The 13,528-nt window shown below is 64.9% G+C and carries 10 protein-coding genes; 4 read left to right on the top strand and 6 right to left on the bottom strand.

Annotated features, from left to right (window positions below; translation table 11 throughout):
* Positions 1-386: 386 nt before the first annotated feature.
* Entirely contained in the window at positions 387-2,621 is a 2,235-nt protein-coding gene (locus ACE3QM_RS18990; RefSeq protein ID WP_374424063.1) for a TonB-dependent receptor, read from the top strand.
* 227 nt (positions 2,622-2,848) lie between these two features.
* Here the strand turns inward: ACE3QM_RS18990 and ACE3QM_RS18985 are convergent, their stop codons facing one another.
* Both ACE3QM_RS18985 and ACE3QM_RS18980 read right to left on the bottom strand, forming a co-directional pair.
* Positions 2,849-3,175, bottom strand: a complete 327-nt coding sequence (locus ACE3QM_RS18985; RefSeq protein ID WP_231462022.1) for a hypothetical protein — start codon at positions 3,173-3,175, stop codon at positions 2,849-2,851.
* A 450-nt stretch (positions 3,176-3,625) separates the two neighbouring features.
* Positions 3,626-4,324, bottom strand: a complete 699-nt coding sequence (locus ACE3QM_RS18980) for an NUDIX domain-containing protein (protein ID WP_374424061.1) — start codon at positions 4,322-4,324, stop codon at positions 3,626-3,628.
* A 134-nt stretch (positions 4,325-4,458) separates the two neighbouring features.
* Between ACE3QM_RS18980 and ACE3QM_RS18975 the strand changes: the two genes are divergently transcribed.
* Both ACE3QM_RS18975 and ACE3QM_RS18970 read left to right on the top strand, forming a co-directional pair.
* Complete coding sequence (locus tag ACE3QM_RS18975; protein WP_374424059.1) at positions 4,459-5,271, top strand: ribose-phosphate pyrophosphokinase-like domain-containing protein; 813 nt, start codon at positions 4,459-4,461, stop codon at positions 5,269-5,271.
* Positions 5,272-5,297: 26 nt separating this feature from the next.
* The gene (locus ACE3QM_RS18970) at positions 5,298-7,016 is read left to right on the top strand and encodes a nicotinate phosphoribosyltransferase (protein ID WP_374424057.1); all 1,719 of its coding nucleotides are present in this window, start codon (positions 5,298-5,300) and stop codon (positions 7,014-7,016) included.
* A 67-nt stretch (positions 7,017-7,083) separates the two neighbouring features.
* On the opposite strand, the gene ACE3QM_RS18965 is transcribed toward ACE3QM_RS18970, so the two are convergent.
* The 4 genes from ACE3QM_RS18965 to ACE3QM_RS18950 form a co-directional block, all read right to left on the bottom strand.
* The gene (locus ACE3QM_RS18965) at positions 7,084-8,076 is read right to left on the bottom strand and encodes a fimbrial protein (protein ID WP_374424055.1); all 993 of its coding nucleotides are present in this window, start codon (positions 8,074-8,076) and stop codon (positions 7,084-7,086) included.
* Positions 8,077-8,109: 33 nt separating this feature from the next.
* Positions 8,110-10,524: a fimbria/pilus outer membrane usher protein gene (locus ACE3QM_RS18960; protein ID WP_374424053.1), complete on the bottom strand. Its 2,415-nt coding sequence runs from the start codon at positions 10,522-10,524 to the stop codon at positions 8,110-8,112.
* 23 nt (positions 10,525-10,547) lie between these two features.
* Positions 10,548-11,279, bottom strand: a complete 732-nt coding sequence (locus ACE3QM_RS18955) for a molecular chaperone (RefSeq protein ID WP_374424051.1) — start codon at positions 11,277-11,279, stop codon at positions 10,548-10,550.
* A gap of 63 nt (positions 11,280-11,342) precedes the next feature.
* Entirely contained in the window at positions 11,343-11,912 is a 570-nt protein-coding gene (locus ACE3QM_RS18950; protein ID WP_053074182.1) for a fimbrial protein, read from the bottom strand.
* Positions 11,913-12,336: 424 nt separating this feature from the next.
* On the opposite strand from ACE3QM_RS18950, the gene ACE3QM_RS18945 reads away from it, so the two are divergent.
* The coding region (locus ACE3QM_RS18945; RefSeq protein WP_374424048.1) for a type VI secretion system Vgr family protein at positions 12,337-13,528 on the top strand (1,192 nt) is incomplete at its 3' end.

Raw genomic sequence — 13,528 nt, 5'->3', positions numbered from 1 at the left:
TCTCGCGAGCTAAGGCGAGACAAGGCGAAAACGGGCGAAAAAGTGGAATGTACAAATGGTACATGAGCATTTTGCGCTCGGTTTCAACGCCGTATTGCCGACGCGCAGCAGATCGTAAACAGGTTCTAACAAAACCCCTGATCCTGCGTTGCGCCTCCTTGTCGTACGACTTGTACTGTAGCTTCGCAGAAACTTCGTTTTCTGCGTCGGCGCGCCTTGGCTCAGGTACGCTGCGCGGTTTTGTTAGCGGCTCTAAACCGGATGCGGCGCGGGTGGCTTGACGATGTGCTATCAAAAATGATTTTCATTTCTATTTGAGGGTTTGGCACTTTGCTTCGGAATACATAGTGAAGTGAAACAATCTCCTCACGTAGAAAGGAATCTGGATGTTGAGTCAGAAACGGTCGGCCTCCCCCATATCAAGCACACGCCGACTCGCGCCGCAATCCGCCTTCCCCCTGAATACGCTGCGCGTCGCCATCCATCTGGCCCTGATGGCGGGCTTTGGCGGCGCCGGCCTGAGCTTGGCGCCGGCGGCGCTGGCGGCGGACAAGGCGCCGGCCCAGGCCAGCGGCGGCGCGCCGGAACGGCTGGAGCCGGTGGTGGTGCAAGGCCGCCGCGTCTACGCCGGCGGCCAGCTGGCCACCGATAGCCGGGTGGGCGTGCTGGGCAATCTGGACGTGATGGACACGCCGTTCAGCACCATCAGCTACACCGAGGACTATGTCGAAAACCAGCAAGCGCGGGATATTGGCACATTGATCGGTGCCGCCGACGCCTCGGTCTTTGTGGCTAGCAAACGGTCCGTCAAAGAAACATTCAATATCCGCGGCTTCCCCACCTCGGCCAACGATATGACCTTCAACGGCCTGATCGGCATGGCGCCGAATCAGCGCAGCTCCACCGAAATGGCGGCGCGGGTGGAGGTGCTGAAGGGGCCGTCCACCCTGCTCAACGGCATGCCGCCGGACGGCAGCCTGGGCGGCAGCGTCAACATCGTGCCCAAGCGCGCGGGCAACACGCCGCTGACCTCGGTCACCGCGACTTTTGAATCCGACAATATGCCCGGCGTGCATGTGGACGTGGGCCGGCGCTTTGGCGACAAGCAGCAATGGGGCGTGCGCTTCAACGGCGTTTACCGCAACGGCGACACCGCGGTGGACAAGCAGAAGCAGGACATGGGCCTGGCCTCGCTGGGCCTGGACTGGCGCGGCGAGCGCGCTCGCGTTTCGCTGGACCTTTACAAGCAGCGGGAGAGGCTGGACGGCATCAACTACTTCGGCATCTCCTCCATCGCCTCAGGAGTGACACAGCTGCCCACGCCCAAGACTGGCGATTATCAGCTGGCGCCGGATTGGGCCGCCAGCATTAACAACACCCAGATGGCCATGCTGCGCGGCGAATACGAACTGAGCGATGCGCTCACCCTATTTGGCGCGTGGGGACAGCGGAACGTGGATTTCGACGCCCAGATCACCAGAAATGAATTGCTGAATAATGCCGGCGACATCAACATGAATGCCTTCCGCTTAATCAGCGACGGGACGCAGAAATCCGGCGAGGCCGGCGTGCGTGGTCATTTCGACACCGGCAAGATTCAACATAAATGGTCCTTGGTGGCCACGCGCTATACCTCGCAGTGGAACTACCAGAATGGCAGAGGGCCCTCCTTCACCACCAATTACTATGCGCCGTCCTTCGGACCCAAGCCGGCGTTCCGGTATATGGGCAGCAGCGTTGAGGACAAGCTGGGCGGCATCGCCCTGGCGGACACCCTCTCCTTCATGGACGGCAAGGTGCAATGGACGGTGGGCACGCGGCGTCAGAACGTGCAGAGCAGCAACTACGACGCGGCCGGCGCGCAAACCTCCAACTACGACCAAAGCCGCTGGTCCCCGGCCACGGCCTTGCTGGTCAAGCTATCGGACCAGCTCTCGGTTTACGGCAACTACATTCAGGGCCTGAACAAAGGCGACACCGCGCCCACTGCGGCCAAGAACGCCGGCGAAAGCCTGCAGCCGTATCAGACCGAGCAGTACGAGCTGGGCGCCAAGCTGGATTGGGGCGGCATTACCCATAGCCTGAGCCTGTTCCAGATCGCCCGGCCCAGCGCTTACACCAGCCCGGACAGCAATGTGTTCGGCGTGTACGGCGAGCAGCGCAACCGCGGCCTGGAGTGGAGCTTCTGGGGCGAGGCCAGCCGCGGCCTGCGCCTGATGGGCGGCGCGTCCTACACCAGGGCCGAGCTGACCAAGGCGCTGGACCCGACGCACCTGGGCAAGCAGGCCACCGGCGTGCCCAAGGTGATGGCCAAGCTGGGCGTGGAATACGATATCGCCGCCTTGCCGGGCCTGACCGCCACCGGCAACGCCCAGTACGTGGGCGAGCGCTTCGTCCGCGACAACAACCAGCTGTCCTTGCCGTCCTACACTCTGTTTGATCTGGGCGCCCGTTACACCACCAAGCTGGCGGCCAAGGAAATCACCCTGCGCGCGACGGTGCAGAATGTTGCCAACCGAGCTTACTGGACGGGGTCATGGACCGGCGGCGACGGCAGCGGCCTGTCCGGCGGCCTGGGCGCGCCGCGCACCTTGCTGTTGTCCGGCACGGTGTCGTTCTGAGAACGTGTTTACGATCTCGCGAGACAAGGCGAGACAAGGCGAAACCGAGCGAAGAAGCGGAGTGTACAGGTGGTACATGAGCATTTTGAGCTTGGTTTCAACGCCCATTTCTATCCATCCCGCCGACGCGCAGCAGATCGTAAACAGGTTCTGAGGGGCTAGCGCCTGCGCCACCAGGCACCAAGCCCTCGCAACGCCGCAGCCTCCCCGCTGCGGCGTTGTCACGTCTACATCGCTTCCGACATCTGTGTGAAGCCGGCCTGCAGTTCCTGGTGTATCGGCTCCAGCAAGGTCACGATCTGCTTGCAATTGACTTGCTGCTCCTCCGGGCAGTTCAGCAGCAGCGCCAACATCGCGTGCAGGCTCTGGTTGGCGGTGTGGATATGCACAATGCCGCGGGTCAGGCCTGCATCGGTTTGCAGATAGTGCTGCTCCAGGGTTTTGACCAGGGCGTAGAGATTGCCCTGGCCAGCGGTGACGATGCGCAGCTGCTTGATCTGCTCGTGCATTTGCCGCAGCGGTGACGGCCGGGCGCTGGCGGTGATGATGCTCATGGCTCGCTCTCCATCGCCACGGGGCGGTCAACGCCGGGGTGTCGCCGGTAGAAACTCAATATATTCATTATGGCCTCCGCTTACATCGCTTCAGGGATGCCTGCGCGTCACGCATGGAAGGCGTGGGCAGGCGCATGACAAAGTTGGAGGACCGGTATATCAGCGGCAGCCCCGGAGGACTCGATGCCATGCGCCCACCCGATTGCGGCGGACGCATGGACATGACAAATCGCCGCCAAGCGATTTGTCTGGATATACACGCGCTGGGCCTCCAAGCCCAGGCTGCGTTATTGGGCGCAGCGCATGGGCGAAAGTAAGGGGGACGGTCCCGGGCGTCAAGGCGGCGGGGAACCGCGCCGGGAGGGACTGAGGATGGGAGGGGGTAGATGCCCGGCTGCGCGCGGCCCGCTGCGCCAGGTGTTGCGCAAGCTCAGAGGAGCGGCCGCCGTGTCACCAGCGCGCGCGCTTGAACAGGCTGAGCCGGTTGATGCGGAACAGCCGCGCCGGGCGCTGCTTGCCGCCCAGGAATTCTTCGGTGGCTTCCAGGAGGGCGGCCTCGTCCGCGTATTCGCCGGGCTTGGCGTCCGCCACCTTGATGCCCAGCCGCGAGCGGAAGGTGCCGCGGGACACGGTTTCGCCAAAAATCTGCTCGTAAGTGTGTTGCAGCTGGGTGAGGGTGAAGCGCTCGGGCAGCAGCCAGCAAGGCAGGGTGGAATAGCTGGCCTTGTTGCGCACCCGTTGCACCGCTTCCCGCACTTGCTCGGCGTGGTCGAAGGCCAGCTCCGGCAGCTGGTCCACATCGTAGAAGTGGAATACCCCGTCGCCGGCGTCCCGCAGTTGCTGCAGCGGGATCAGCGCCACGTGGGAGACGGCCACCGACCAGCCGCGCGGATCGCGCCGCGGGCCGGCGAAGGTGCGCAGCTGCTCCAGGTAGCGCGGTTCCAGCCCGGTCTTGTCGCGCAGCACGCGCATGGCGGTGGCTTCGCAGCTATCGTCCTCGTCCACATGCACATAGCCGCCGGGCAGCGCCAGCTGGTGTTGGCAGGGGGCGTGGTCGCGGCGGTGCAGCGCCACTTGCAGGCCGGTATCGCCCAAGGTGAGCAGGACAATGTCCACACTGACGGCGGGCGCGGGGCGCGAGGGGCTCATGAGCGGTCTCCGGTTTGGCTTTGCCGATATTTTCCGCCAGATAGTTGCAAAACTCAACTAAGTGAATTTATACTGTGCGCATGTTAGTTGAAATTATCAACTAAGTAAGCCAACGCAGCGCAGGAGTCAGCATCATGTTCAAGATTTTCGCGGATTCGCAGCACGGCGGCAGCCAGCCGCTGGCCTTTCACAGCACGGTGTTTCCCGGTGGGGAAGTGCAGGTGTCGGTGGAAGTGGACGCGCCGGCGCAGGCCTTGCGCTTGCACGCCCATCTGCCGGACGCGCAGGCGGTGATGAGCTTGCTGATGCTGAGCGACGCGCTGCGCCGCGCTTATCCGGGGCGCCCGCTGGCCCTGCATCTGCCCTATGTGCCGTATGCGCGCCAGGACCGGGTGGCCAACCCGGGCGAGGCGCTGAGCGCCAAGGTGTTTTGCCAATTGATCAATGCCCAGGGCTACAGCCGGGTGGTGATCCAGGACCCGCACAGCGATGTGGTGACCGCGCTGCTGGACCGGGTGGAAGTGGAAGATCCGCTGCCGGCGCTGCGCCGAGTGCTGGAGCAAGTAGGCCCGGCGGCGCTGGTGGCGCCGGACGCCGGCGCGCGCAAGCGGGTGCTGAAGCTGGCGCGGGAGCTGGGCTGCGAGGCGGTGCTGGCGGACAAGGTGAGGGACACCCAAAGCGGCCGCATCAGCGGCACCCAGGTGGCCGGCCCCTTGCCGGCGCTGCCGCTATTGGTGGTGGACGATATCTGCGACGGCGGCCGCACCTTCACCGAGCTGGCCAAGGCGCTGCGCGCTCGCCAGCGGGAGCAGGGCCTGGACGCGCCGCTGCACCTGTACGTGACCCACGGCATTTTCAGCCATGGCCTGGAACCGCTGCTGGCGCATTACCAGCAGGTGTTCAGCCGCAATGACTGGACGGTGGATGCCCGCTGCCAGCTGGTTTGACTCACACATTAAATAGGGAATACATCATGAACGCACCCATTCGCCCCCTGGCCCGTGAACTGAACCAGCTGCAGCCGTTCAATCTGGCGGACTTCTACAAAACCGGCCACCCCTCCATGTATCCGGCGGCCACCACCAAGCTGGTGGCCAATTTCACCCCGCGTTCGGCCAAGTACGCGCCGGTGCTGCCGGAGCTGTTCGACGACAAGGTGGTGTGGTTCGGCCTGCAGGGTTTCATCCAGCAATACCTGATCGATCTGTTCGACCAAGAGTTCTTCCGCCAGCCGCGGGACAAGGCGGTGCGCAAATACCAGCGCCGCATGGACACGGCGCTGGGCGCCGGCGCGGTGCCAGCAGGCCGGCTGGAAGCGCTGCACGCGCTCGGTTATCTGCCGCTGGAAATCCGCTCCCTGCCGGAAGGCGCGCGGGTGGACATCAAGGTGCCGCCGGTGATCTTCAGCAACACGCATCCGGATTTCCCCTGGGTGGCCACCTATTTTGAAACCCTGTTCAGCTGCGAATCCTGGAAGCCGTCCACCGTGGCCACCATCGCGTTTGAATTCCGCAAGCTGCTGGATTACTTCGCCCGCCTCACCGGCAGCGCGCCGGAGTTCGTCAATTGGCAGGGCCACGATTTTTCCATGCGCGGCATGAGCGGGGTGCACGACGCCATGCGCTGCGGCGCCGGCCATCTGCTGTCCTTCACCGGCACCGACACCATTCCGGCGCTGGACTACCTGGAGGACTTCTACGACGCGGACGCGGAGCGGGAACTGGTGGGCGGTTCCATTCCGGCGTCGGAGCATAGCGTGATGGCGCTGCGCATCCTGCTGACGCTGCAGCGGCTGCGCCGCGACCCGGCCCACGCCGGGCTGGAGGAGGCGGCGCTGCGCCGGCTGGCGGAGCGTGAGGTGGTGCGGGAATTCGTCAGCCAGGACTATCCGCGGGGCATGGTGTCCATCGTCAGCGATACCTTTGATTTCTGGAACGTGGTCACGGTGATTGCCCGTGAACTGAAGGACGACATCCTGGCGCGAGGTCCGGACGCGCTGGGCAACGCCAAGGTGGTGTTCCGCCCGGATTCCGGCGATCCGGTGAAAATCCTCACCGGCTACCGCGACGAGGAACTGGTCCGCGTCGACGGCCAGCCGGCGCGGGACGCGGACGGCGCGTACACGGCGCTGAGCGACGGCCAGCGGGTGACGGAGGCGGAACGCAAGGGCGCGGTGGAGTGCTTGTGGGAGATTTACGGCGGCACGGTCAGCGACGCCGGCTACCGGCTGCTGGACAGCCATGTGGGCCTGATCTACGGCGACTCCATCACCTTGCCGCGCGCGCGCGCCATCCTGCGCCGGCTGGCGGCCAAGGGCTTTGCCTCCGGCAATGTGGTGTTCGGCATCGGCAGCTTTGTCTACGGCATGAATTCGCGGGACACCTTCGGCTATGCGCTGAAGGCGATTTACGCGGAAGTGGACGGCGAGGCGGTGGATATCTACAAGGACCCGGCCACGGACGACGGCACCAAGAAATCCGCCAAGGGCCTGCTGCGGGTGGAGCGCGAGGGCGATCATTACGTGCTGCACCAGCAGCAGACGGCGGAGCAGGCGGAGGGCGGCGAATTGCGGCCGGTGTTCCGCGACGGCCGGCTGCTGGCGCGGCAATCGCTGGCGGAGATCCGGCAGCGGCTGATGGCTTCCTGGCAATGCCCGGAACCGGGCTGCATCCGCTGGGGCGTGGAGGACTGAGGCGCAGTAGGTTTTGAACAGGTTCTAAGGCCGGGCGTCATGCCCGGCCTTATTGCATTGTCGGGGCTCAATTAAAGCTCAGTTCCACGGTGGCGGCGGCGTTGACCTCGCCGGGCTGGATGGGGGCGCCGTTGACGGCGTAGCGCACCACCATGGGCAGCGCGTGCTGTTGCCTGGCCGCCAGGCTGGTGAACTCGGTGCCCAGCATATAGGCGCCGGTTTCGCCCTGGCGCTGCAGCTCCAGCCCAATGCCCTGGGCGTTGTTTCGCCCGCCGGCAATGCTCAGCAGCGTGCCGGTGTTCCCTGGCGCGTTGGCGTCGCGCAATTTGGCGCTGACGCTGGTGCCGGGCGCACAGTCCAGATCGATGTTGAACCGCTTATCGCCGGCGCGGCCGGTGCCGGCGAAGTCGCGAGTGCTGACGTCGGGCAGGCGGACGGTTTGACCGGCGTTTTTGAACGAGCAGCCTATCACCCTGATGGCGGGCTGATTGAAGGAGTAGGTATAGAGCGGGCTGCCGTGGTCGCTGCCTTTCTTGTTCTTGTAGTTGACGGCATAGCTCTCCGGATTGAGCCGACCGGAGGTCACCGGGCCGGTTTTGACCAGTTCGATAGTGTCGGTAATGGTGACGGTGCCATTCAAGGGCATGCCGCGCAGATTGGTGCGGCCATTGTTCAGCCTTGTGGTGCTAAAGGTCTGCGACTTTCCGGAGTGGGTATTGCTGTTTATCCAGCGAATACCGATGCCGGATGTTTGGGTTTTCCTGACGCCTGTCAGGGATGTGCTGTCGTTGTCGGTATTGTCATAGGACAAAAAGGCGTACCAGTTGCGTTGGCCGTTGGCATTGGTTCTGTCGCATGTAATCGTGGTTTGCATCACTTCCCTGGCGATCAGGTGTCCGGCGGGCGCCAGGTATGGAATCACCAAGGGATCGGGGAGCGCCTGGGTGAGGGTGCTTGAAACCACTTTGCAATCGGCATGGCTTGGGCGGCTGCAACTTCCCAGCGCCAATAGCAAGAAGAGGCAGGCCAGCAGCGGGCGGCGGGTAGGCGGTGTGAGCATCTGGGTATCCTTTTCTTTGATTAAGCGCGGCGCTTAGTGGCAAGGCAGCTCTAGCCGCTGGTAATGACGCCCGGGCTTGGCGGGCGGCAGCCGATAGCGGGCGCTGCAGCCGCCGTCGCTCCATTTCACGGTCAGCAGGCCTTGCGGCTGCGTGAGCAAGAGCAGTGTCCGGCCTTGCGGGTCCACGATGCCCAAGGGCCGGCCGGCACCATCCTCCACGCTGGCGCCAAACGGCGCCGCGCTGCCGTCGCGGCGGCGCAGGCTGAATTGAACGCGTCGGCCGCTGCGCGCCTTGTACACGGCCTTCACCACCGCGCCGCGGCGCGGCACCACTTGCTTGACGCTGTCCTCCAGTTCCAGCGCGGCGCCCAACTGGCGGCTGTCCAGGCTCAGGCTGTTGGCGCGATAAGGCTGGGCGTCGGCGCGCACGCTGTAGCCGTTGCCGTTCAGGCCGGCGGCGCCGTCCACTTGCAGCAGGGCGAAGGTGTCGCCGACGGCGCGGCTGAGGTTGACGCCGCCGCCGTGGACGACGATGGCGCCGCTGGCGCCCAGGCTGGCGGATTGATGGCCGCGGGCGGCGCTATAGGCGGCGCTCAGTTGCGCGACATCGCCTTGATGGACGCCGCTGGCGCTTAGGCTGGCGTCGCCCTGGCTGTCGCGGCCCATGGAGACGGTGTAGCTGTCGGCCTCGCCCAACTGGCCGCTGAGGCTGGTGTGCAGGGCGTTGCGGCCAAGCTGGGCGCTGAGCTGCGGGGCGTGTCGCCCGCTGTCCAGCGGCAGGCTGAAGCCCAGCATGATCTGGCTGTCGCCTTGGCCGCGGCCGTCGCGGCTCCGGCTAAGGCTGAGGTGGTAATGGAATTGTTTCCAGCGGTGGCTGTAAGCCAGGTTGAGGCTGTGGCTGGCGCCGGGCCGGCCCCAATCGTTCTGCCGGCTGAGGCTGAGATAAAGGCTGCCGCGGCGGCCTTCGCGGCCCAGCGCCTGCTGGGCGCTGAGGTCCATCCGCGCGCGCGCGCGATGTTGGTTCGGGCGCTGGGCCAGGTCCGCCGCGTGATCGTTGAAGCTGCGGTAGCCGGCGGTGGAGTAGCGGTAAGCGGCCAGGGTGAGTTGGGTCTGGGTACGGGGCAGGGCCTTGTGGTACAGCAGGCGCAGGCTTTGCCCCTGGCTGCCGCTGCCTTGGGCGCGGCTGAGGGATTGGCTCAGGTCCAGCGACAGCGCGCCCAGCGGGGTGTTGGCGCCCAGGCCCAGCTTGACGGCCTGGAAGCGCGGCGAAAGCTGGAAGCCGGCGGCCACGGTGCCGTCGTCGCTGAGGCCGTAAACCAGCGCGCCGGCGGCCAGCGCGGGACGGGCCGCTTCGCCGCCCTGGTACTGACCCAGCGCGGCGTGATATTTCCAGCGGCCTCTGGCCTGCATCAGCGGCAGGCTGGAGAAGCTTTGATGGCTGACGCGGCGGCTGCCGTCGGCTTCGGTCACCGTGATTTCCAGTTCGCCGTTGGAGCCGGAGGGGGTGATGTCGCTGAATTCGAAGGGGCCGGGAGGCACATCGGCGCGGTGCAGCACATAGCCGTTCTGGCGCACTTCCACCGTGGCCTGGCTCCGCGCCTGGCCGCGGACCACCGGGCGGTAGCCGCGCTCGCTGTCCGGCAGCATGGCCTCGTCCTGGCTGAGCTGCGCGCCACGGATGCGTACGCTGTCGAACAGCATGGCGTCGGTGTATTGTTCACCCAGCGCCAGCTGGCTGCGCAGCGCGGTGATGTCGCGCTGCAGCAGGGCGCGCTTGCTGCGTATTTCTGTCGCTTGGCCGGTATTCCCGCTGAGGGTGGCGTCGTTGCGCAAGCGCCAGTCTCCCAGATTGAGCCCGTTTTGCAGGCCGAGATACCACTGGCGGCTGGCGCGGCCGTCCTGGCCACGGCTGTATTGGCTGCTGAATTGATAATTGGCGTAAGCGGCGTTGACGCCGGCGTCCCATAGCGAGGGGTCGACATAGCCGTCGGCGCGGCGCAGCAGATGGGCTTGCGGCACGCTCAGCTCAAGTTGCAGCCGGGTGGAGTCGTAGCGTATTTGCGCGTGCTCCAGGCGTTGGGGCAGGTCCACGCAGGCCTCGTCGCCGGCGCTGGACGGCGGCAGCTTGACGCCCAGCTTGCGCAGCAGCGCGGCGTCCAGGCAGGGGCGGACTTTGCCGTCCCGTTCTTGGCGGAACAGGACGTCGCGGCGGTCGGCCAACTGGCGGTTGAGCAGGATGTCCACGCGATAGCTGCCGGGCAGGATGTCGTTGCCGGCGCTCAGCACCGCTTTGAGGTCCGCCGCCTGCCCGTCCAGTTTCAGAAAACGGGTGTTGAAGACGGGCGCGTCCGCCGCCAGCGCCTGCGCGCAGGCGATCAGCCAGCAGGCGCAGGCCAGCGGGGTCGCGGCGCTGCGGCGGGCATGGGGCATCAGCGGCTTGCTTCTCATCGCCTCGCGGTCCGGCGGCCGGCTCAGGGTTCCAGCCGCTGCGGCTGGACGGGCGCCGCGCCTTGCAGCCGGGCTTCAAAAGCCTGGCTGGCGCCAAAGTCGTTGATGATCTGGTAGCGCAAGCGCGCGTCGTTTGCAGCGTCGGCGGGCAGCGGCCATTGTCCGTCGGCGCCGGGCGCCAGCATCCGGGCGCGGCTGATGTCCTTGGATTTTCCGCCGGAGAGCAGGGTCAGGCCGGTCACGGTCACGTGGTAGCGGCTGGGGTTGTCCGCTTGCAGCCAGCTGTTGCCGCGCTCGCGCCGCAGCCGCCAACGCAGGCGTTCCGGCGCTTGCAGCGCATCGCCGTCCAGGCCCGGCGGGCGGTAGAACACCTTGACGCGCTGGCGCACCGCCAGTTGCAGCACATTGCCTTGCCCGGCGGCCTGGGGGATTTCCTGCACATTGAGCCAGAAGGCGGTTTCCTGTTGATCGGCCGCGCCGGCGCCGGCGTAGAGGATGCGCAGCAATTGCTCCTGCCCGGCCGGCAGCCGCGTCAGCGGCGGAGTGATGGCGAAGGGCAGTTCGGCCTTGTCGCCGTCCAGCGCTTCCAGCCAGGATTGCACCAGGATGTCCGCGCCGTGGTTGCGCACGGTGACGGCGGCTTCCGGATGCGCGCCGTCGAAAATGACGCGGGTGCCGTTGAGGCTGATGCCGGCGTCGGCGTGGGACATGGCCAGCCAGGCCGCCAAGCCGGCGGCTTGCAGCAGGGTTTTCATGATGGGGCCCTGAAAATAGACAACGGCGGGAAGCCCGCCGCTGTAGGTTGAAGAGGCGAGGGCTTAGTCGTAGCTCAGTTCGAAGGGGAGGTCGGCTTGTACGGGGCCGGCGGTTATCGGGGTAACTGCCGGGTCCTTAACGTAAGCGGCATCAAACGTGATGGTTTCGCTTGTGCTTGGAGAGGGCTTGTTCAGCAGTTCTCCAGACACAAGGTCATAGCTTGTTGCCTTCCCCGTCTGATACAGCGCGATGCCAACGCCAGTCGCCGGCGAGCCGCTGGCGGTGTTCTTCAGGATGTTGGTTTGGCCTGTGAGCGTGTTGGTGCCGTTTAGAGCTTTGAGGGACACGATCAAATTTGTAGCGCCCTTGCAGGCAATTGTTATCGAGTGCGTTTTGGGATGGCTCGGTTTGATCGCCAAGGCTTGCACCTTGTCCATGGATATCTCGTCCAGAGTGACATTAATAGCGGGAATCGCCATCGCTGTGCTGCCGTTTACCGAGCAACTGGGCGCAGTGACTTTGCCAGTGAACTTGATGGTGCCGGTTCGGGTGACGGTGGCGGCCTGAGACGCCAGCGGAAGCGCGGCGGCAAAGACGGCCGCCAGGGTGAGGAGGGCGTGCTTTTGTTTCATGGTGGTCTCCAGTGGTTGCGGCGCGCAGGTGCTTGGCCTGGGCCTTGAGTGGAGACGGCATGATAAAAACACATTCAATTCAGGTCTTTAGCGTGGCCTTGAATGCCTCTTACCTTTTCTTATCAAGCCATAACTTTCCTTGTTTTGACTTTTTAATGTCGGCAAACGAGGTTTAAGCCGCTCACTGGGATTGATAAGAGTTTAAACCTGTCCTTTTGGCCAGTTTTGTGAAAATGGCAATTTTCTTGGATTGCCCGCTAAGTACCGGTTATCTAAAATATTTTGGCTCAAATTTTGTCATCTCCACCCTCATTACGCCTCACGGCCCCCATCCGCAGATCAGGTCGACGCTCGTCGCCATGGGGGCTTTGCATAAGGCCGGTTTGGGGGTGTTTTGATTTTGGATAGTTCGAAGGACCGCCCCATGGACCTCAGCACCCTGCTCGCCAGCTTCGCCTCCGCCTTCAACCAAGACCAGCGCCTGCTCACCCTCAGCCTGGGCGACGGCAGCGTGGCGGCCGAGCAACTGCTGCCGCTGAGCCTGGCCGGCGAGGAAGGCGTGTCCCGGCCTTACGCCTACCAGTTGGTGTGTTTATCTCCGGACGGCGCGATCGAACTCAAGACCCTGCTCGGCCTGCCGGCTCGCCTCGGCATTCTCGATGCCGTCGGCGCGGAGAGCCTGCGCTGCGGCGTGGTGTCCAAGGTGGAAAGCCTGGGCTCGGATGGCGGCTTCAGCCGCTACCAGTTGACCATCGAGCCGCCGTTCGCGCTGCTGCGGCATCGCGTCAGCTCGCGGGTGTTCCAGGACTTGTCGGTGCCGGACATCGTCAAACAGATTCTGGCCGAGCATCAGCAAGCCAACCCGGTATTCGCGCGGGTGCAGACCTTGGACTTCAAGACCGGCCCGGCCTCGCCGCGCAGCTACTGCCTGCAATACCGCGAATCCGATTACGACTTCATCGTGCGGCTGTTGCACGAAGAGGGCTATGCCTGGCGTTTCGATCATGTCGATGGCGACACCCCCCAAGTGCAGCTGGTCGCCTTCGACGACCCTTACAGCCTGCCGCCGGCCAGCGTGGAACGGGTGCGCTTCCACCGCAGCGACGCCACCGAGGCCGAGGACGGCCTGACCGAGTGGCACGCCCAGCGCCAGATCGTCCCCGGCGCGGTGGCCTTGGCCAGCTTCGATTACCAGCCCGTCAGCACCCAGCACAGCGGCGACGACAGCCTCATCGACCAGGGCCAGAACGGCAAGGCCTTGCAATCCTCCTTGCACGACTATGACCCGCAATCGCTGTACTACGCCGGCGACGCCGACCAACTCAGCCACTACGCCCAGCTGCGTCAGCAAGCGCATGATCTGAACGCCAAGCAGTTCAGCGGCGGCGGTAGCGTGCGCGGCCTGGCCGCCGGCCAATGGTTCCGCCTGGACGAACACCCGGCCCACGACGGCGACAGCAGCGAACAGCGTGAATTCGTCATCACCCGCCAGAGCCTGAGCGCGCGCAACAACCTGCCGGCCGATCTCAAAGCCTTCCACGATAGCAAGGAAGCCCAGCCCTTCCGCGCCGACTTCGACGCCCAGCGTCGCGGCGTGCCGCTGACCCCGGCCTACG

The sequence above is a fragment of the Chromobacterium sp. genome, from assembly GCF_041912965.1.
GTDB classification, from domain to species: Bacteria; Pseudomonadota; Gammaproteobacteria; order Burkholderiales; family Chromobacteriaceae; genus Chromobacterium; species Chromobacterium aquaticum.
This window is presented reverse-complemented; position numbering and strand designations above follow the sequence as displayed.

What these genes read in the sequence shown, in the direction of transcription:
- ACE3QM_RS18950 (WP_053074182.1), bottom strand. Translation starts at nt 11,912, where the DNA reads ATGAAACAAAAGCACGCCCTCCTCACCCTGGCGGCCGTCTTTGCCGCC.
- ACE3QM_RS18970 (WP_374424057.1), top strand. Translation starts at nt 5,298, where the DNA reads ATGAACGCACCCATTCGCCCCCTGGCCCGTGAACTGAACCAGCTGCAG.
- ACE3QM_RS18985 (WP_231462022.1), bottom strand. Translation starts at nt 3,175, where the DNA reads ATGAGCATCATCACCGCCAGCGCCCGGCCGTCACCGCTGCGGCAAATG.
- ACE3QM_RS18960 (WP_374424053.1), bottom strand. Translation starts at nt 10,524, where the DNA reads ATGAGAAGCAAGCCGCTGATGCCCCATGCCCGCCGCAGCGCCGCGACC.
- ACE3QM_RS18955 (WP_374424051.1), bottom strand. Translation starts at nt 11,279, where the DNA reads ATGAAAACCCTGCTGCAAGCCGCCGGCTTGGCGGCCTGGCTGGCCATG.
- ACE3QM_RS18965 (WP_374424055.1), bottom strand. Translation starts at nt 8,076, where the DNA reads ATGCTCACACCGCCTACCCGCCGCCCGCTGCTGGCCTGCCTCTTCTTG.
- ACE3QM_RS18975 (WP_374424059.1), top strand. Translation starts at nt 4,459, where the DNA reads ATGTTCAAGATTTTCGCGGATTCGCAGCACGGCGGCAGCCAGCCGCTG.
- ACE3QM_RS18990 (WP_374424063.1), top strand. Translation starts at nt 387, where the DNA reads ATGTTGAGTCAGAAACGGTCGGCCTCCCCCATATCAAGCACACGCCGA.
- ACE3QM_RS18980 (WP_374424061.1), bottom strand. Translation starts at nt 4,324, where the DNA reads ATGAGCCCCTCGCGCCCCGCGCCCGCCGTCAGTGTGGACATTGTCCTG.